The sequence below is a fragment of the Salinibacterium sp. SWN167 genome, from assembly GCF_015864665.1.
Taxonomy (GTDB): domain Bacteria; phylum Actinomycetota; class Actinomycetes; order Actinomycetales; family Microbacteriaceae; genus Rhodoglobus.
Map to the genome: position 1 here is coordinate 203,540 of NZ_JADYWU010000001.1, position 16,968 is coordinate 220,507.

Sequence of the window (16,968 nt, forward strand, 5' to 3'; positions counted from 1 at the left end):
ACTCACCACTCCAAGAGGACGAATTCGGCGCTCACTCCCGGGCCGAGAGCGAAGGCGAGAGCGTGACTGCCGGGGGCCGGCGCGAGATCGGCGTGCAGAGCATCCGCGAGCACATGCAGCACGGCCGCCGAGGACAGGTTGCCGACGCGAGCAAGGCAATCCCAACTCGACTGCAGATCGCTGCGCTGAAGCCCGAGCGAACTCTCGAATGCTTCGAGCACGCGGGGGCCACCCGGATGCGCGATCCACGTATCGATGTCGGCGATGGTCAGACCGTTGCGGCCCAGAAACTCGCTGACCTCGCCCGGGAAACTGTTCTGAATCACGTCGGCCACGCCCGCGCTCAGCACGATCTCGAAACCGGTGCCGCCCACGTTCCAGCCGATCACATCGTGACTATCGGCAACGAACGTGCTGCGGGTGTCAATTATGCGCGGGCCCGGCTCGCTGCGGTTCTCCCCCACCATCACGACCGCCGCGGCACCGTCGCCGAAGAGGCCGGTGGCGACGAAATTGGCCATGGTGTGGTCATCGCGCTGCAGGGTGAGCGAGCACAGTTCGACGCTCAGGACAACGCCAACGTCATCCGGATGCCCGACTAAATAGTCATGCACCCGGGCCAGGCCCGCGGCCCCCGCCAAACAGCCGAGGCCGAACGAAGGAATCCGTTTCACGTCGGGCCGCAAACCCAAGCGCGGGATCAGTAGCGCGTCGATCGAGGGTGCCGAAATGCCGGTGACGGAAGTGAAGAAGACGAAGTCGACATCGGCGGCGGTAAGCCCAGCATCCGCGAGCGCCGTGGTCAGTGCGCGCTCAAGTAGGTCGGTCGAGACGCGGATGAACTCATCGTTGGTTTCGCGAAAACTGCCGAGTTCGGGATACCGCTCGAGCGGAAGCGCCATGTGGCGACGGTCGATGCCGCTGGCTCCGTGCATCCGCTCAATCACGGCTTGGTGGCGGGAATTTTCGGCCAGAAGCGGCGCGAGCATGCCGGTCATTTCGGCCTGCGTGTAGCTGTGCTCGGGCACCACAGGGGCGACTGCCGCAACTCTGCTCATTCAGAGACTCCGCTCATAGAGTGAAGCTATCACGCACCGAGGTTTCGACCATCGTTGCGTCGGGCGGCACGCCACGCGCGCCACGCGCCGGTCGACCAGAGTGCCCAGAGAACGAGCACGGGCTGGAACGGCATCCGAATCCAGCGCTTGAGGTCGGTGTCGAGACCGAGCGAATCGACCTGGTTGACGAGCTGAGAGATGTTGCCGGGGTAGATCGCGATGAAGAACGCAGCGGCAACCCAGCCCACGTACGGGCGGTACTTCTTGGCGAAGATCAGCGCACTGCCGAGCGCAATTTCGACGACTCCGGATGCCACGACCACGAAGTCGGGGTCGAACGGCTGCCACGTGGGCACCTGCGCTTGAAAGTCTTCGCGCGCGAAGGTGAGGTGGCTGATGCCGGCGAACACGAGGGAGGCGCCGAGCGCAATGCGGCCGATCCGGCGGCCAATGCGGCTCGCACGCGAAGGCTCATCCGGCGCGGTTGAATCTCTGACAGACGCGACTTCGATCGGCTCTCGTGGTGCGGCGGGACCGGTCGAATCGTTGGCGCCTGGTGTCGTGTGCATTCCCCCATTCTGGCGGGGCGGGCTTAGGGTCTGCCGAGTGACAGGCTGCGACGCAACTGGCAGCGGGCACGGGCAACGAGCGTTAACGAGCCACGGCCCCCACCGGGTGTGGTGAGGGCCGTGACCGTCGCGCTGTTCGGAGCGCGGCTAGCCGTTACGGGATGAGCACCGCACGGCCGGTGATGCGGCCGGCTTCGAGGTCGTCGAAGGCCTTTTGGAAGTCAGCCAGCGGGTACTTCGTTACCTCAACGCCGAGCTTGCCCTGCTGAGCAAGCGCGATCACCTGGAGTTGATCGGCGCGGGTTCCGCCATACGAAAGCTGAACGTCGGTTCCCCACGGGAGGACCGGGGCGGCACCTACGGCGTAGTCGAACTGTGCACCGCCGAGGCCTACAAAGCGGAGCATCCCGCCGGGAGCGATCACGGCAACCGCGAGATCTACAGTGGGCTGAATGCCAACAAAATCGAAGACGGCATCCGCACCGTACTGGTTGGTTTCGTCGAGGATGCGCTGAGCTGCAGCACCGTCACTCTTGAGCACAAGGTCAGCACCGAGTTCACGCGCGAGCTCGAGCTTGGAGTCATCGCTGTCGAGGGCGATGATGCGGGCACCGGTGGTGGCCTTCAGGATCTGGAGCCCAAGGTGTCCGAGGCCACCGACACCGATTACTACGGCGGTCGAGCCAGGAGTGAGGCGCGAACGCGCACTGTTGATGGCGTGCATGGGGGTGACACCGGCATCCGCGAGGGGCGCTGCCTGAACGGGGTCGAGGTCACCGATCTTGTCGAGGTGGCGGGCCTTCACGACCAGGTACTCGGCCATGGCGCCGTCTGGGCCGAGGCCAGGGGTGGTGGGGAATTGCATGCGGCTGCCGTTGACTTCACACTCGTTGTCGCGACCTTCGATGCAGGCGCGGCAGTGGCCACACGCCCAGATTAGGCTCACAAGAACGGCGTCACCTTTGCTGTAGCCCTCGAGTGCTGAACCAACTTTTTCCACCCAGCCGGCGCCTTCGTGACCGACTGTTCCGCCGAAGAAGGGCCATTCTTCGCCCATGTGAAGGACGTGGAGGTCGGAGTGGCACAGCCCAGCGCCCGCAATCTTGACCAAAATTTCATCGGGACCGATCTCCGGCACGGGAACATCCTGAAGTTCCATCGTGTGGGGGCTTACGAGCTTCACTGCTTGCATGGGCTAAATCCTCTCTAGGGTGAGGCTGAGGTTTGCAGCCTCACCTCCAGCCTATACGCACTATCTGACAAGTGTCAGATAGTGGCCTATTCCGGTACAGTTCGGTTATGGATGCTCGCACTCGCCGCTCCCGCGACGCTCTCGTTGCGGCGGCCTACGCCCTCGCCGAGCAGCGCGACATCGCCACTATTTCGGTCACCGACATCACGAACGCATCCGGCATCAGCCGCGACACTTTCTACCGCCATGCCTGCGACCCCGTTGATCTCATCGCCACTGCTCTGCATGCCGAGCTGGCTGAAGCAATCGAACAATTCGGTGATCTGCTCGACCCCGCGGAGACCGCTGCGGTCTCTCACACCGCCGAGTCTGCCCCGGGCGCGAACGCCAACGCATCGACCACGGCGTTGTCGACGACGAACCATGTTTTCGCCGGCCCCACTCGCGTCTTCCTTAGTCACGTGCGCACCCACGCCACGCTCTATCGGATGGCGGCCAGCGGCAGCCTGAGCGGCCGGCTGCGATCGGTGCTCATTGAGCCCGCGCGCGAAATTCTCGCGAATCATCTGCGGCGGCATCCAGAAATCGTGCCTGCCGCACTCGCCCCGCTTTCGGAAACGACGTTTGCCATGGCGGTCGCCTATGCCGCCGGCGGAACGGTCGCCGCAGCCGAAGCCTGGCTCCTCACGGGCGACCTCGATGACCTCGACGGCGCCGTGCACGCGGTACTCGCCGCGAGCCCGCAATGGTGGGGCGACCGGCGCTAGCCGCTATTCGCAATTCGCTATTCGTTGGCGGGCATCCGGTGTGCCCGCGGCCCAAACGCCACAAACAACACCGCGACGATGACCGCCCACGCGGGGTAGGTCAGCCAGACCCACTCGGCCCCGGGTCTGCCTGAGCCGGCGAGCGCGTAGATCACACCGGCTGAGCTGCTTCCCACGACGCCACCGATCGCGTTGGCGAGACCCTGCACTCCGAAGTAGCTAGCGACGGAACCGTCGGGGGCGAAGCGTGACACTGTCGCGTTGAGCACGGGCTGCACCAACATTTGGCCGACGATGAACACGGCGACGCCGACGAGCATCCCGACCAGATTTGTCGACAGTCCCATGATTCCGACGCCTATCCCGAGGCACGCGGTAGCGCCGGCGAGCGTGATGCGGTCGGGCAGGAAACGATTGGCCGCACCCGTGAGCGGCAGCATCGTGATCACCATGACCACGGCGGCCCCCGAATAGATGAAGCCGAGGTCAGACGGCCCGGAGGTGAACTCGGCAGCCCGGAACGGGATCACGAGATAGAACTGGGCGATGAGCACCGCGGTACCCGCGACGAGCGCGCAGTAACGCAGGAATGCGGCATCCGCGAAGGCCACTTTCAAACGCGGAGGCGTGCGAGCCCGTTCTTCATCGCTCGGGTGCGGCAAGCCGAAGGCGCTGATGATGAACGCGATCACGAACATCCCGGCCGCCGACAAACTCACAAAAGCGAAGTCTGCGCCGGCCAGAAACCCACCGATGATGGGGCCAACAATGAAGCCGACGTTGCTCACGACCTCGCGAGTCGAATACACCCGCACCCGGTCGGCGCCGGTTGTGAGAGCCGCATAGGCCGAATAACTCGCCGGGTGAAAAAGGGCACCGCCCAGACCAGTAAAGATCGATGCCACCACGAGCAGCGGAATCGACTCGACAGTGCCGAGCATCGCAAAGCCCAAGGCTCGAACCAGCACCCCGATCAGAATGGCGCGGCGAAAGTTGATGCGATCAGCAACCCACCCCGCGATCGGCATCATCCCGTTTTGGGCTGCTGTGCGCAGCGCGGTGAGGGCAGCGACGACCGCAATCGTCAGGGCCAGATCTTGCAAAAAATGATAGGCCAGCAAGGGCACGAGCATGTAAAAACCGACGGCCATCGTGAAGGTGTCGCCATAGAGAACTTTCAGCGCAAACGAGATCGGCGGGCGTTTCGCCACTCCCCTAATCCTGTTCGTCGTCGACGGGAGGCTTCGGGCCCCACGCCCGCACGCCCACATAGACCGGCAGTGCGATTGCCGCGAAGGGCGCAATCGTCGGCAGCAGAATCGACACCACGAGAGTCACCGCAACCGTGAACGACACGAAGAGTGCGCGACGCGGATGCTGCAGCATCAGCACGAATCCCTCCCGAACCCAGGTTCGAGCATCCGCTTCCGGGCTGAGGGTCGCGGCGGCGGTCGTGGCGACAAACAACACGCACACGCCGGCAGCCACCGGGATGACGGCGGCGCTCAGCATCAACGCAATGGAGCCGCCACCCTGAGCCAGTTGGTACGCCAAGAACACACCATCGCCGACCATGATCGCGAGCACCACGGTCGCGATGACACCGAGGCCGAGCGTACGCCGCCACGTATCGCGAAACTCCCGAAAAGTGTTCGTGAAGACCTTGTCATCGTTATCGACTATCCACTGCGCGAACGCTCGAGCGAGAGCGATCGCAGCGGGAAGCACCGTGATGATGCCGAGCGAGAGAATCAGCACCGCAAGCGAACCCAGAAAGATGTTGCCCGGGTAGGTGAGCGCGGTCAGCATGCTGCGCTCCCATCGCGGTGTGCGGCGCTTGGTTCTCTTCGGTTGGCTCATCGTCGCGCGTTCGTGCTTCCTTGGAATCCTTCGCCAATGACAGCGGTGGCGCCCAGTGTGGGCGCGTCACCATCGAAGCCCAACGATACGGTTTCGGTCACGCCGTTGCGCTCGATCTCCACACGCACTCCGCCCGCTGCGACGTCGTGGCGGATGGTCGCGGGTGCGGTGTCATCCCAGTTGCGCGACTCCAGCACCGTAACGAACCGAGCGCTCATGGTCGGCTCACTCAGCCGCTTGAGCGTGTGCTGCTTCTTGCTGATTGCCAAACTCGGCGTGGATGACGTGGGGTTGGCGTGCACGAACGTCTCGACGATTTCGCTGGTGGGGTTCTCGTCGAGCGCAGCGATGGGCATGACACCGTGTCCGGCATCCGCTCGCCAGCGCTTGTCGCTGATGGCGACCGGAGCGTTGTCGGTTTGCAGCAGCCAGGTCCAGGTGCGCGGCTGGTCGGCGGCGAGGTCATCGGCGATCACGAGGTTGCCCCCGGGCGTGAGTACGAGGTGGCGGCGCACCCGAGTGACGCCGAGGGCTCGGTCATACATCGCGGATGACTCGCTCACGGCGTGCGTCCAACCGTCCTTAATCGTTGTCGTCAGAATTTCGGCCGTGAACTCCTCGGCCAGCTCTTCGAAGACGTGGTAGCGGTCCTCGTTCACAAAACCGTTGCCGTCGATGAGGATCGAGTTGTGGTGTTCGGTGAGCTTGCGCGACGAATATCCTTCGTCGATCGCGAGGTACGAGCCGTGGCCAAGGAACACAAAACTGCCCGAGTCGGGGTGGTGGTGTCCCGCGTTCAGTGTGACCCAGCCATTCTGCTCGCGCTGGCGGTGCGACTGGTTCCAGGCCTTGTGGCCGCCACCGGGTGAGGCCTTGAACGACACGAGCGCCGCTTGCTCATCCCACGATGTGCGACCGACAACAAGGCCAAGGTCTTCGAAGTACTTGCTCGGCGGCAGCGTTTCGGGGCCAGCAGCCTCAACACTGGGGTCGAACCACAGCAGCTCTTGATACGCCTCGGGGCGCACGCCGGGCCGCACTCCGCTCTCGTAGGCTTCGCGCCAGTAGAACTCGGTCGACACCTTGTTGGCCAACCACTGTGCCTGCGGAATGCGGTACTCGGCGGCGAGCTTGTAATAGAGGGCGAGCGGATGCCCGCTGCGGCGGTCGTGGCAGTCGCCGTGGTCAACGATCCGCTCCAGGTCGGGAGCCGCTTGGTAGAGGCGGTACCAGAACGTCTCCTTCAGGTAGGTGCCGCGATTGAACCAGTCGAGGCCCTCTTGGTCACGCAGCACGTCGAGGTAACTCGCGATCCACGGCACTCCGTAGCGCCAGTAGACGACGCCCTCGTTGTTGGAGCCGTCATCAGGAAGCGAGTCGAGAACCTTGCCGAAGTTATCTTTTGCGCGCTCAGTCCAGGCTTTGGCTTCGGGGTACTTCTCTTGCAGGGCGTAGCCCGCGGTGGCGAGGCCGGCGTAGCAAATCCAGTTGTGGTTCTGCCAGTACGACGACGACCACCATCCGCCCTCTTTCTCCACGGCGAACTCGTACATGCGCTGGCCCTGCAACAGCAGTTTGTCTTCGAGCGCCTGCTTCTCTTCGGGACGCAGCGCATCGCCAGCCCACGAGTACGCGAGCGAGAGCCCGTGCAGAATCCAGCCGGCATCGAGGTCGTGGTCGGGCAGATTCGCCTTGCCCCAGTGCGGGAACGACAGCGGCGGCGCCAACCAGCGACGCAACTCTTCGAGGTACGCCTCTTGACCGGTCAGACGGTACGCGAGCGCAAGGTTTGCCGAGCCCGGCCCGAAATAGGTGATGGATGCCAGCGGGTGTTCCTGCGGAAGCTCCATTCCCTTCGCGCGCTCACATTCCTCCAAGAGTCGACGGAATTGCGCGCTCAACGGGCCATCCAGCGCGCTCCGCAGCTCAGCTTCGCGGCTACCAATCAGCATGGGGGTGGTCACAGTGCTACCTCTATTCGGGAAGTGTCGTGGTCAGCGGTGGCGATCTCAATCACCACAGCGGTATCGGAAATATGGGTCTCAATGGAGTCGATGGTGGCGTCGGGATCGAAGCTGTAGACGCTCACGAAAGTCGCGGTCGGGGCCGTGGTCACCCAGTCGCCGATTCCTTGGAGCCGGCTTGGGTCGTCGGAGGGCCCGCGACCGGCGTGGAGGTCGAGCGTGGTTTCGCCGGCGGCCCAGTGCCAACCGTTCAAGGCCGGCAGAGTCTGCTCGCCAGTTGTGGCGTGCGCGCCCGCGGGCGAAGCAGCTGCTCCCGCACCATCACCCCAAGTCGAACGCCACGAGTTGCCGATAACTCTGACGCTGAAATCAACGGCAGGGCGAAGACCAAGCGCAATCGTGTGTGGTTCGCCGTCGTCGCACGTGACGTGAACGACATCCACGAGCACTCCGTCGGCGAGTTGCACCGTGCGGCTCAGGCGCACGCCCTCGATCGCGGTCGTGGTGACGGCCGTGACGCGCGAGGTCGCAGCATCCCACGCGGTGATCTCGGCGGTTGCTTCGACCTGATCGGCGCCATCAACACTCACCGTCGGATGCGCGATCGTGCGCGCGTAATACGAATGACGCAACGCGTGCCCATACGGCGGAACCGCCGGGGCCGGCTGCCAGCGAACACCATCGCCATAGAGATAGAGCGCAAGTTTGTCGAAGTGACCGTGGGCTCCGCCGTGGGGTCCAGCATCGAGAATGCCGACCATGCGGTTGCGTGAATCACGCAACACGACATACCCGGCATCCTCGAATGCTCGCGAACCGACCACCACCGGTGCGCGGTCAAGCGGCGCCCCCACGAACCAGCCATCGAGCATCCACTCGAGACCATCGTGGTCAGCACCAAGTCTTTCGACGACCCACGACTGCACAGTCGCGAGGCCGGTATCGCTGAAGAACTGAGCACCCAGGGTGCAGATCTCCAACACCTCGCGATACATGGCGACCCGGTCGTAGGGGCCGTCGTGCAGCGCGGGCAAAAATCCATCGGGGGCCGCGATCGACACCAATACGTCAATCATTCGGCGCACAGTATCGGCAACCTCAGTCGGAACCTGCTGCGGGTCGCACCCACGCAAACCCAGAAGATAGGCCCGCAAAACGAACACGTGATAGTAGGTGGATGCCTCCCACTCCCAGCCGTCAGAACGCACGGCGAGCTGCAGGTGATCCACGATCGCGGCCTCGAAGTGTGCGGCAACAGGCTCGCCACCCAGCGACTCGCGGGCTAGCGCGATGAGGCGAGCGGCGGCATCCAACCACGCGGTGTAGTTGCTGCGCTGGTCGTTGCGGTCTTCGACGAGGATGCGGCGCGACCCGGCCAGCGTGTCAGCGAGCCCTTCGAGAGTGCGGTTGAGGGTTGCCGACTCGTGAAGTTCAGGGATTGGCCCGAGCGTGATGATCGCATCCGCAAAGCCAACCGCCCACTGCGCCTCAGAGAGTGCTTGGGCAAAGAGCTTGCCGCGCAGCATCCACGATTCACTGCGTTCGCTCCAGCCGCCGGCCGAAATCTGGTCGTATAGTGCGGCGTAATCGAGCACGAGCTCGACAGCACGCTCACGATCGGCGACGTCACCGTGCAGCGCGTACCGTCGCGCAGCTACCCGGGCGGCCCGAGCAAGGGCTTGATGTTCAAGCGCGAGCCAGGCGGCCTCGACCTTGTCACCCGTGAGGCGACAGCCGTAGCTGCACAGAAACTCGTCGCCGTCGCGGGCGCCCAACTCGATGCCATGCGTGGGGCAGACATAGTCATGCCACCACCCACCCGGCTGCTGCGGAACAGAACTCATCGGAAGTTGAGGCCTCCGTTGATGTCGACAACCTGGCCAGTGACATACGACGAGAGGTCAGAGGCCAAGAACAGTGCGACGTCAGCAACGTCGCCCGCGGTGCCTGCCCGACCGAGCGGGATGCCCGCGACGATGTTCTTCTGGGCCTCGCCCGGGGTGAACGTCTCGTGGAAGGCAGTCTCACCGATGAACCCGGGAGCAACTGCGTTAACCGTGATCTTCTTGCCGGCGATCTCCTTGGCCAACGCCCGAGTGAAGCCGACGACCGCAGCCTTCGAAGTGGCGTAGACGACCGAGCCAGCGCCGCCACCGTTCTCCGCAGCGAGCGATGCCATCGTGATGATGCGGCCGTGCTCCGACTCGGCGAGCGCCGGGAGCGCCTGGCGAGTCGTGAAGAATGTGCTGGCCACGTTCACATCCATGATCTCGTTCCAGCGCTCATCCGTGGTCTCGGTGATCGTGGCGCGGCCCACCAAGTGACCGGCGTTGTTGACGAGGATGTCGAGGCCACCAAGAAACTCGACGGCGGCATCCACCAACTTCGTTGCCTGCGCTGAGTCCGTGAGATCAGCCTGAACGGCCAGCGAGCGCCGCCCGCCCGCTTCGATCTCTTCCTTGACGGCGGTCGCTCCCGCTTCACTGTTCGCGTAGTGCACCACTACGTCAGCTCCTGCCGCCGCCAGTGCTTTCGCGATGGCCGCGCCGATTCCTGCTCCCGCGCCTGTTACGAGTGCGCGTCGTCCGGTGAGGTCAATGCTCATGTCTATGTACCGTGCCTATCTATTTGTTGGATGGGCGGCTGCCACTAGAGCAGCCGTTCGTGAAGGGGGTGCGGCTACTTGATGCCAGCGTTGGTGAAGCCCTGAATGAAGTACTTCTGGGCGAAGACAAACAGGATCACCATGGGCACTGTCGCCATCGTGGTTCCGGCCATCAGGTACTGCCATTGCGTGTTGTCGAGCTGCTGGAAGACCGCAAGCCCGACCTGGATCACGCGCAGGTCGCTACTCGTCGTGACGAGCAGCGGCCAGAGGAAGTTGTTCCAGCTCTCCTGGAAGGTGAGCAGTCCCACCGTCGCGATGGCCGGCTTGATGAGCGGCGTATAGATCTGCGCGAAGATACGAAATTCGCCCAGCCCATCGATACGGGCCGCCTCTTCGAGGTCTTTCGGCAGGGACAAATAGAACTGACGAAAGAGGAAGATAGCGGAGGCGCTGAGCCCACCAGGAATGATGAGCGCCCACCAGGTGTCCAACCAACCGCTACCGCCCTGGCCGAGGATGTCGTTGCCACCGAACAAGGGCATGAACTTCACGAGCAGGAACTGCGGAACGATCTTCGTGTAGGTGGGGATCATCAGCATCGCGATAAAAGCGAGGAAGATCGCCTCCCGCCCCTTGAAGTAAATACGCGCCAGCGCATACCCCGCCATCGAACCCAACACGACAGTGATGAGGGTATGAGTGGTGGCGATCACAAAGCTGTTGCGAAAGTACAGGCCGAACGGCGCAGCATCCAGAGTCGCCGCGTAGTTGCTGAACATCCACTCTTGCGGAAAGAACGTGGGCGGAAACTGTGCCAGCTCGGCCGGCGACTTGAGGCTCGTGAGCACCATCCACAGGAACGGCACCAGCATGGTGATCGAGCCGAGGATGAGCGCCACATTGATGAGCGCCGCTTGACGGCCCTTCGCGTGGTGGAACCACCGCTTGCGCGGAACGACCGTGACCTGCTCGCTGATGGCGAGGGCCTTGATAGTAGGGAGAGTCATCACTAGTCCTCTTCTTTGGTGACGCGACGGCTAATGAGAGTGACAAAGAGAAGGAAGGCAAAGAGCACGACCGACTGAGCGGATGCCATCCCCATCCGGAATTCTTGGAATGCCGAGCGGTAGACCTCGTAGGTCATCATCGTCGTGGCGTTGGCAGGCCCTCCGTCGGTGAGCACGTAGATCTGGTCGAACACTTGGAAGGCGCCGATGATCGAGATGATGAAGACGAAGAACGTGGCCGGCTTGAGCATCGGAACGGTGATGCTGAAAAACTTGCGAATGGAGGATGCGCCGTCGAGCGATGCTGCCTCATAGAGCGATTCGTCAATGTTCTGCAGCGCCGCAATGTAGATGAGCATCTTGATACCGATGCCCTGCCAAGCGCCGACCAAGATCACTGCCGGGAGCGCCCACTGCGGGTCGACGAGCCAGGCTTGACCGGGAATGCCCAGCGTTTCGAGCATCGCGTTGAGCAGACCGTACTGCGGGTTAAAGATCCACAGCCACACCATCGCGATGGCGACGGTAGCGGTGACCTGCGGCAGGAAGAAGGCGGTGCGATAAAACTTTTGTAGTTTGAGACCCTGGTTGAGCAGCACTGCCACGACGACAGCGACAGCCATTGATACGGGCACTGTCCAGAACGTGTACCAAACGGTATTGCCGATGGACTGCATGAAGACGGCGTCGTTGAACATTTCGACATAGTTGTCGAACCAGATCCACTTTGGCGCTTCAAAGATGCCGTAGTCAGTGAACGAAAGATAGAAGGTCGCGATGACGGGGATCAGCGTCCACAGTCCCACGTGGATCACGGATGGCGTGATCATCAGCCAGCCAGCACGGCGCCGCTTCTTCTCCGCGGTACTGATCCGCTTGCGTTTCTTCGGTGCGGTGGATGGGGAAACCTGCTTCGCTGCCGCTTCCGCGCTGCGAATGGGGTGTCGCTCTGTAGTGGTCATCACGCCCTCGTGTGGTTGAAGTCTGGGGAGGTAGTGCCCGGGCGGGTTGGACGCCCGGGCACTCAGGGGAGGAACTAGCGGTCTATTGCTGTCTGAACGAGAGCAGCGAGATCGTCAAGCGCTTCCTGGGGAGTTTTCTGTCCGAGCAGAGCGCCCTGAACTGCGGGGGCGAAGTCGCCACGCACCTCAAGCCACTGTGACGGGCCGCCCTCGCGCTGAGCGACATCCAAGTTCTCCATGGCGAACTGCACGAAGCGGTTCGACTGCACGTAGTCAGAGTCGAGCAGTTCGGTCAGAGCCGGCACGTTTCCGCGCTGTTCATTGGCTGCAAGTGCTGCGTCGGGGCTCGACAGGAATTCGAGGAGTGCGCGAGCCGCCTGCGGGTTCTTGGAGTTGTTGGCAACAGTCGCCAAGGTTCCACCGAAGAACATGCCGGACGCGTCGCCTTGAATAACGAAAGGCTCAAGGTTGTCGAGCACGGTCGGGTCGGCTTCCTGCGCCTGGGTCCACAGGTTGTTGTGGGCGATACCCATTGCAGCCCGGCCGTTGATGAGCGGGTTCACGATGTCATCGGTTGAGGTGAAGCCAATGTCTTCGACCTCATACTTGTTCACCAGGTCAGCCATGAGGCCAAGAGCCGCAACGCCTTCCTCACTATTGAACGCGGGTGCCGTTGCATCGTCATTGAAGAGTTCGCCGCCGGCCGAGAAGAGCATTGTCTCGAACGCCTGACGGGCATCCAGCGACATCATGTCGAAGCCTGCACGCTCGAGCGAACCGTTGGATGAGCGCACGGTGGTCGCTTCTGCGATCTCGATGAGCTCCTCCCAGGAGGAGGGCGGGCTGTCGTAGCCAGCTTCCTTGAGGATGTCCATGCGAGCGACTCCGAAGCGAGTATCGAGCATGATCGGCACGGCGTAAACGTTGCCGTCCCACATGCCGGCTTCAACGATCTCGTCGGTGTAACTCTCCTTAAGGTCAGCTTCACTGAGACCGAGTTCACCGAGGTCGGCGAGTACGCCCTTATCAGCAAAGGCTTCAATCCAACCGACGCCCATAAGCATTACGTCAGGCACGAGGCCCGAGACGACCGCCGTAGTGAGCTTCTCGTTCAGGTTTCCATAGGTCGTGTAGTCCACGTTGACCGTGACATTGGGGTACTCCTCGTAGAACTGCGGAAGCAGCTCGTCTTCGAGAAGGTCTTGCCCGGGGCTTCCTTCAAAGATAGGGGTGAGCAGGCTGATCTCGCCCGAAACCTCGTCGGGGTTGAGATCAGCGTCTGCTTCTCCTGCTGAACAGGCGGCGAGACCGAGACCCAACAGGGCCACCATCGCGACCGATGCTGTGCGGCGCATTCGTGACTTCACTTCCATGTGCATGTCCTCTCAAGCTGAGATTGAGCGACGGCTCCAGTGCCTTCGTTCCGCGACGTCGTCGTCGGCTCATTCGATTCCTGGCCGATTTCCTAGGGGGGTGGGTGAAATCGGTGTAACGATGCACTGACCATAGACGAGTCTGTCTCGTTACGTCAATAGGTTTTATTTGAATAGGTTCGACGCCGGCGCGAGTGGTTTAGGGGCCGTTTGCCGAAAACCAATAAATCGTTACACTGAAACAGCGATCATCAGGATCGCCATCAACCAAAGGAGGTCACGTGGCTCGAGTAACCATCCAGCATGTGGCGCAGGCCGCTGGCGTTTCCCCCAGCACCGTCTCCAACTTCCTCAACGACCGTCAGGGTCGAATGGTCGCTGCGACACGAACACGCATTGAGACGGCGATCTCAGAACTCGGCTACCGGCCCAACCGTGCGGCCCGCCAGTTGCGCAATGGCAAAACTCAAACCGTTGGCCTCGTCGTGCCGTCTGTCGGCAACCCCTTCTGGGGAGCATTCGCTCACGAGGTTGAGGTGGCAGCGCTGGCTTTGGGATGCAGCGTTCTGCTCTGCAACAGCGAGCGCGATCCCGAACGCGAGCGCCGCTATGTCGAAGAGCTGTGGGAAGACGGCGTGCGCAGCATCATCCTCTGCACCTCATTGCCGTCGCTCGATCACGTCAGCAATGTGATCGCCGAGGGCCTCCGTCTTGTCACTTTTGATCGACCAGCTCAACCAAATGATCCCGAATCGGTGGTGAGCATCAGCATCGACAACAACGTGGGCGGCCAGGTCGCGACCGCGCATCTCCTCGAGCTTGGCCACACGAGCATCGCCTTTGTGTCTGGTTCGATTCGCTCGGTCAACCGTTCAGCGCGCTACCGCGGGTATTGCGATGCCATCGAAGCTGCTGGGCTCTCGGTCGCTGACATGCCGCAATGGACAGGGATGGATGCCGCACACTTCGGCGACGTCGAAGCTGCCGAAGTGGGGCGGGCTGCCGCACGCGACCTCTTCGCTGACCCGAAGAATGCCCCCACTGCGGTGGTAGCGATCAATGACATGACGGCACTGGGATTCTGCCGCGGCCTGCGCGATTTGGGGCTCAAGGTCGGGCGCGATGTTTCTGTGATCGGCTTTGACGACATCATCCTCGCTGACCTTTATGACCCGCCACTGACGAGCGTTCGCCAACCCATCACGCGGATGGCGCAGCTTGCCGTTTCGGAGGCTGTCGAGCGCGGCTCGAACGAGTCGACCGACCCGGGCAGCTCGGTTCTCTTGCGCCCAGAGCTTGTGGTGCGAGAGTCTACGGAGCATGTCCCCTCAACCCCACGACCGTAAGCGTCCCGCTCTTCTCCGCCACTGGAATGCGACCGCGATCACTTTTGCGGTGCTCTCCGTCGTCGGTCTGGTCGGCACGTGGATCTTCAACGCGCTGGCAATCGTGCAGATGCGCGACTACCTCGGCGACTGGTTCGGCAGCGGCCCGGCCGTCAACTCGCTCGGCGTCGACCTTCTCGTCGTGGCCGTTGCGGGCAGCATCCTGATCATCATCGAAGCGCGTCGCCTCGGGATGAAGCGGGCCTGGCTCTACATCGTGCTCTCGGGCATCACGGCCTTCGCGTTCACCTTCCCGCTGTTTCTCGCAATGCGCGAGCGCAAGCTCGTGAAGCTCGGGCGCCACTAGCCCCAAGTGATTACTCCAAAGCGTCAGGAAGCTCGTAGGTGTCGAACTCTTCTCCCGAAGCCGAGTCGATGTAGGTCACGACAACCCGCCTGTCATCTAGCGAAATTCCATCGAACGACTGGAAGAGCATCGCTTGGAGTCCGAGGCTGAACGGAATGAACTGAGCGGAAAACGAGTCTTCGAACGCCGCGCGGTCTACGGTCATGGCGAAGGTGGCGAATTTGTCATCGTGCGTGATCTCTTCGATCGATGCTTCCGTGCTCAGCGTTTCGGCGATGCTGTCGTCGATTCCGCTGGCCATCTCAGCAATCAGCTCGGCGTGCACTGATTTGGGAATGGTGTACTCGACCGAACCGTCGTCGTTGACGACCGCTTTGTAGCCGGACTCCTCCGCACTTGTTTGGATCTCCTCCGCGTTCATGTCTTCGAAGAAGCTCGCCGGCAGCGTCACGACGACGTCAAGAAATTTCTCTTCGACCGCAATGCCACCTTCGGCTGACGATGAGGGTTCCGGATCATTGCTCGCTCCAGAGGATGCGCAACCAGACATCATTGTGCAGGCCACAATCGCTGCCGCGATAACGCTCATGGTCTTAGTTCTAACAATCACAAAATCCCCTAAATCGCTTCAATAAGTCAAAATTGAGGTTATCTAGCGCCCCTCATCAAGCGCGCCCCCACGTTGTGGTGACGCAGCTGTTCGCCTTCGGGAGAAAAGCGCCCTCTACAAGAAGGTGGGAGAATCAAAGGATGAAGATCCTCTCGATTCAGTCCGCAGTCGCGTTTGGTCATGTCGGCAACTCCGCTGCGGTGTTCCCGCTGCAGCGCATCGGCGTCGAGGTTGTGCCGGTCTATACAGTCAACTTCTCTAACCACACCGGCTACGGCGCGTGGCGCGGGCCGATGATCGACCCCAGCGATGTCTCCGAGGTCATTGCGGGCGTCGAGGACCGCGGAGTCTTCCCTCAGATCGATGTCATCCTCTCGGGCTACCAGGGCGGTGAGGGCATCGGCGATGTCATCATCGACGCCGTTGCGCGCGTCAAGGCGGCGAACCCCCACGCGATTTACGCGTGCGATCCCGTGATGGGCAATGCGAAATCCGGATGCTTCGTGGCCCCGGCCATCCCGATCCTGCTTCGTGAGCGCGTGGTGCCTGTCGCCGACATCATCACCCCGAACCAGTTCGAGCTGGGTTTTCTCACCGAAACCGAGCCTGACACCATCGAATCGACGCTGGCATCTGCAGATCTCGCCCGCGCGATGGGCCCGAGCACTGTTCTTGTGACGAGCGTGGAGCGTCCCGACCGTGAGACCGACACGATTGAAATGATGGTCGTGACGGATGCCGGGGCGTGGATCGTGCAAACCCCGAAGCTTCCCATCAAGGCCAACGGTTCCGGTGACGTGACCGCCGCGCTCTTCACCGCCCACTTTGTGCGCACCGGCGACGCCGCGGATGCCTTGGCTCGCACGGCATCCAGCGTCTTCGACCTGCTCACCAAGACCCTCGAGTCTGGCGACCGCGAGCTGCAGCTCGTTGAATCGCAAGAGTTCTACGCGCACCCGCAGATGCAGTTCACTGCGCGCCAGGTTCGCTAGCGAACTGCGCACAGCGTAGAGCAGACCAAGAAGAAAAGGCCCACCAACCGGTGGGCCTTTTCTTTTACTTCTTGTGTGCGATTGCACTGTGCGCGAGGGGGGACTTGAACCCCCACGTCCTTTCGAACACACGGACCTGAACCGTGCGCGTCTACCAATTCCGCCACTCACGCGTGGGTTGAGTTGAACACTCAACTGAGTGAGATTATCACAGCGCCCAGTGGTTCAGCGATTCCGGGTCCAGAAGATGAATAGTGACGATTCACAGCTTCGTCATATAGTCTCGATAGCTGTCCGTGTGCCTAACGCTACGG

Annotated in this window: 16 protein-coding genes and 1 tRNA gene; 4 read left to right on the forward strand and 13 right to left on the reverse strand. The window is 62.2% G+C overall.

What is annotated here, in order from left to right; genetic code table 11:
- Positions 1-2: 2 nt before the first annotated feature.
- The 3 genes from I6E60_RS00945 to I6E60_RS00955 form a co-directional block, all read right to left on the reverse strand.
- Positions 3-1,058: a type III polyketide synthase gene (locus I6E60_RS00945; protein ID WP_197178412.1), complete on the reverse strand. Its 1,056-nt coding sequence runs from the start codon at positions 1,056-1,058 to the stop codon at positions 3-5.
- 29 nt (positions 1,059-1,087) lie between these two features.
- Positions 1,088-1,627: a DoxX family membrane protein gene (locus I6E60_RS00950; protein WP_197178414.1), complete on the reverse strand. Its 540-nt coding sequence runs from the start codon at positions 1,625-1,627 to the stop codon at positions 1,088-1,090.
- Positions 1,628-1,781: 154 nt separating this feature from the next.
- On the reverse strand, positions 1,782-2,819 hold the full coding sequence (locus I6E60_RS00955; protein WP_197122218.1) for an NAD(P)-dependent alcohol dehydrogenase: 1,038 nt from the start codon (positions 2,817-2,819) through the stop codon (positions 1,782-1,784).
- A 107-nt stretch (positions 2,820-2,926) separates the two neighbouring features.
- On the opposite strand from I6E60_RS00955, the gene I6E60_RS00960 reads away from it, so the two are divergent.
- Positions 2,927-3,586: a hypothetical protein gene (locus I6E60_RS00960; protein ID WP_197178416.1), complete on the forward strand. Its 660-nt coding sequence runs from the start codon at positions 2,927-2,929 to the stop codon at positions 3,584-3,586.
- A 17-nt stretch (positions 3,587-3,603) separates the two neighbouring features.
- On the opposite strand, the gene I6E60_RS00965 is transcribed toward I6E60_RS00960, so the two are convergent.
- The 8 genes from I6E60_RS00965 to I6E60_RS01000 form a co-directional block, all read right to left on the reverse strand.
- Complete coding sequence (locus I6E60_RS00965) at positions 3,604-4,797, reverse strand: MFS transporter (protein WP_197178418.1); 1,194 nt, start codon at positions 4,795-4,797, stop codon at positions 3,604-3,606.
- A 4-nt stretch (positions 4,798-4,801) separates the two neighbouring features.
- Positions 4,802-5,395, reverse strand: a complete 594-nt coding sequence (locus I6E60_RS00970) for a DUF624 domain-containing protein (protein ID WP_197178420.1) — start codon at positions 5,393-5,395, stop codon at positions 4,802-4,804.
- Positions 5,396-5,442: 47 nt separating this feature from the next.
- Entirely contained in the window at positions 5,443-7,410 is a 1,968-nt protein-coding gene (locus tag I6E60_RS00975) for a DUF4962 domain-containing protein (RefSeq protein WP_307841762.1), read from the reverse strand.
- Positions 7,407-9,254, reverse strand: coding sequence for a heparinase II/III family protein (locus I6E60_RS00980; RefSeq protein ID WP_197178421.1), 1,848 nt, complete (start codon positions 9,252-9,254; stop codon positions 7,407-7,409). Before I6E60_RS00980 ends, I6E60_RS00975 begins: the two co-directional genes overlap by 4 nt.
- On the reverse strand, positions 9,251-10,015 hold the full coding sequence (locus I6E60_RS00985; RefSeq protein WP_197122229.1) for an SDR family NAD(P)-dependent oxidoreductase: 765 nt from the start codon (positions 10,013-10,015) through the stop codon (positions 9,251-9,253). The genes I6E60_RS00980 and I6E60_RS00985 overlap by 4 nt, the downstream gene beginning before the upstream one ends.
- Before the next feature lie 74 nt (positions 10,016-10,089).
- Entirely contained in the window at positions 10,090-11,025 is a 936-nt protein-coding gene (locus I6E60_RS00990; protein ID WP_231601086.1) for a carbohydrate ABC transporter permease, read from the reverse strand.
- A 2-nt stretch (positions 11,026-11,027) separates the two neighbouring features.
- Positions 11,028-11,987, reverse strand: coding sequence for a carbohydrate ABC transporter permease (locus I6E60_RS00995; RefSeq protein WP_197122235.1), 960 nt, complete (start codon positions 11,985-11,987; stop codon positions 11,028-11,030).
- Positions 11,988-12,061: 74 nt separating this feature from the next.
- A complete protein-coding gene (locus I6E60_RS01000) occupies positions 12,062-13,360 on the reverse strand; it encodes an ABC transporter substrate-binding protein (protein ID WP_197178423.1) in 1,299 nt (432 codons plus the stop codon).
- 281 nt (positions 13,361-13,641) lie between these two features.
- On the opposite strand from I6E60_RS01000, the gene I6E60_RS01005 reads away from it, so the two are divergent.
- Both I6E60_RS01005 and I6E60_RS01010 read left to right on the forward strand, forming a co-directional pair.
- Complete coding sequence (locus I6E60_RS01005; RefSeq protein ID WP_197106913.1) at positions 13,642-14,706, forward strand: LacI family DNA-binding transcriptional regulator; 1,065 nt, start codon at positions 13,642-13,644, stop codon at positions 14,704-14,706.
- Positions 14,681-15,052: a DUF2834 domain-containing protein gene (locus I6E60_RS01010; RefSeq protein WP_231601087.1), complete on the forward strand. Its 372-nt coding sequence runs from the start codon at positions 14,681-14,683 to the stop codon at positions 15,050-15,052. Before I6E60_RS01005 ends, I6E60_RS01010 begins: the two co-directional genes overlap by 26 nt.
- 10 nt (positions 15,053-15,062) lie before the next feature.
- Here the strand turns inward: I6E60_RS01010 and I6E60_RS01015 are convergent, their stop codons facing one another.
- Positions 15,063-15,662 carry a hypothetical protein gene (locus I6E60_RS01015; protein WP_197122247.1) on the reverse strand — a complete coding sequence of 200 codons (600 nt, stop codon included), beginning with the start codon at positions 15,660-15,662 and terminating at the stop codon, positions 15,063-15,065.
- A gap of 140 nt (positions 15,663-15,802) precedes the next feature.
- On the opposite strand from I6E60_RS01015, the gene pdxY reads away from it, so the two are divergent.
- Positions 15,803-16,654, forward strand: a complete 852-nt coding sequence (gene pdxY / locus I6E60_RS01020) for a pyridoxal kinase PdxY (protein WP_197178425.1) — start codon at positions 15,803-15,805, stop codon at positions 16,652-16,654.
- An 89-nt stretch (positions 16,655-16,743) separates the two neighbouring features.
- Here the strand turns inward: pdxY and I6E60_RS01025 are convergent.
- Positions 16,744-16,827: transfer RNA gene (locus I6E60_RS01025), tRNA-Leu, on the reverse strand.
- Positions 16,828-16,968 lie beyond the last annotated feature (141 nt).

What these genes read in the sequence shown, in the direction of transcription:
- I6E60_RS00945 (WP_197178412.1), bottom strand. Translation starts at nt 1,058, where the DNA reads ATGAGCAGAGTTGCGGCAGTCGCCCCTGTGGTGCCCGAGCACAGCTAC.
- I6E60_RS00985 (WP_197122229.1), bottom strand. Translation starts at nt 10,015, where the DNA reads ATGAGCATTGACCTCACCGGACGACGCGCACTCGTAACAGGCGCGGGA.
- I6E60_RS00960 (WP_197178416.1), top strand. Translation starts at nt 2,927, where the DNA reads ATGGATGCTCGCACTCGCCGCTCCCGCGACGCTCTCGTTGCGGCGGCC.
- I6E60_RS00980 (WP_197178421.1), bottom strand. Translation starts at nt 9,254, where the DNA reads ATGAGTTCTGTTCCGCAGCAGCCGGGTGGGTGGTGGCATGACTATGTC.
- I6E60_RS01000 (WP_197178423.1), bottom strand. Translation starts at nt 13,360, where the DNA reads ATGGAAGTGAAGTCACGAATGCGCCGCACAGCATCGGTCGCGATGGTG.
- pdxY (WP_197178425.1), top strand. Translation starts at nt 15,803, where the DNA reads ATGAAGATCCTCTCGATTCAGTCCGCAGTCGCGTTTGGTCATGTCGGC.
- I6E60_RS01010 (WP_231601087.1), top strand. Translation starts at nt 14,681, where the DNA reads ATGTCCCCTCAACCCCACGACCGTAAGCGTCCCGCTCTTCTCCGCCAC.
- I6E60_RS00990 (WP_231601086.1), bottom strand. Translation starts at nt 11,025, where the DNA reads ATGACTCTCCCTACTATCAAGGCCCTCGCCATCAGCGAGCAGGTCACG.
- I6E60_RS00995 (WP_197122235.1), bottom strand. Translation starts at nt 11,987, where the DNA reads ATGACCACTACAGAGCGACACCCCATTCGCAGCGCGGAAGCGGCAGCG.
- I6E60_RS00970 (WP_197178420.1), bottom strand. Translation starts at nt 5,395, where the DNA reads ATGCTGACCGCGCTCACCTACCCGGGCAACATCTTTCTGGGTTCGCTT.
- I6E60_RS00950 (WP_197178414.1), bottom strand. Translation starts at nt 1,627, where the DNA reads ATGCACACGACACCAGGCGCCAACGATTCGACCGGTCCCGCCGCACCA.
- I6E60_RS00955 (WP_197122218.1), bottom strand. Translation starts at nt 2,819, where the DNA reads ATGCAAGCAGTGAAGCTCGTAAGCCCCCACACGATGGAACTTCAGGAT.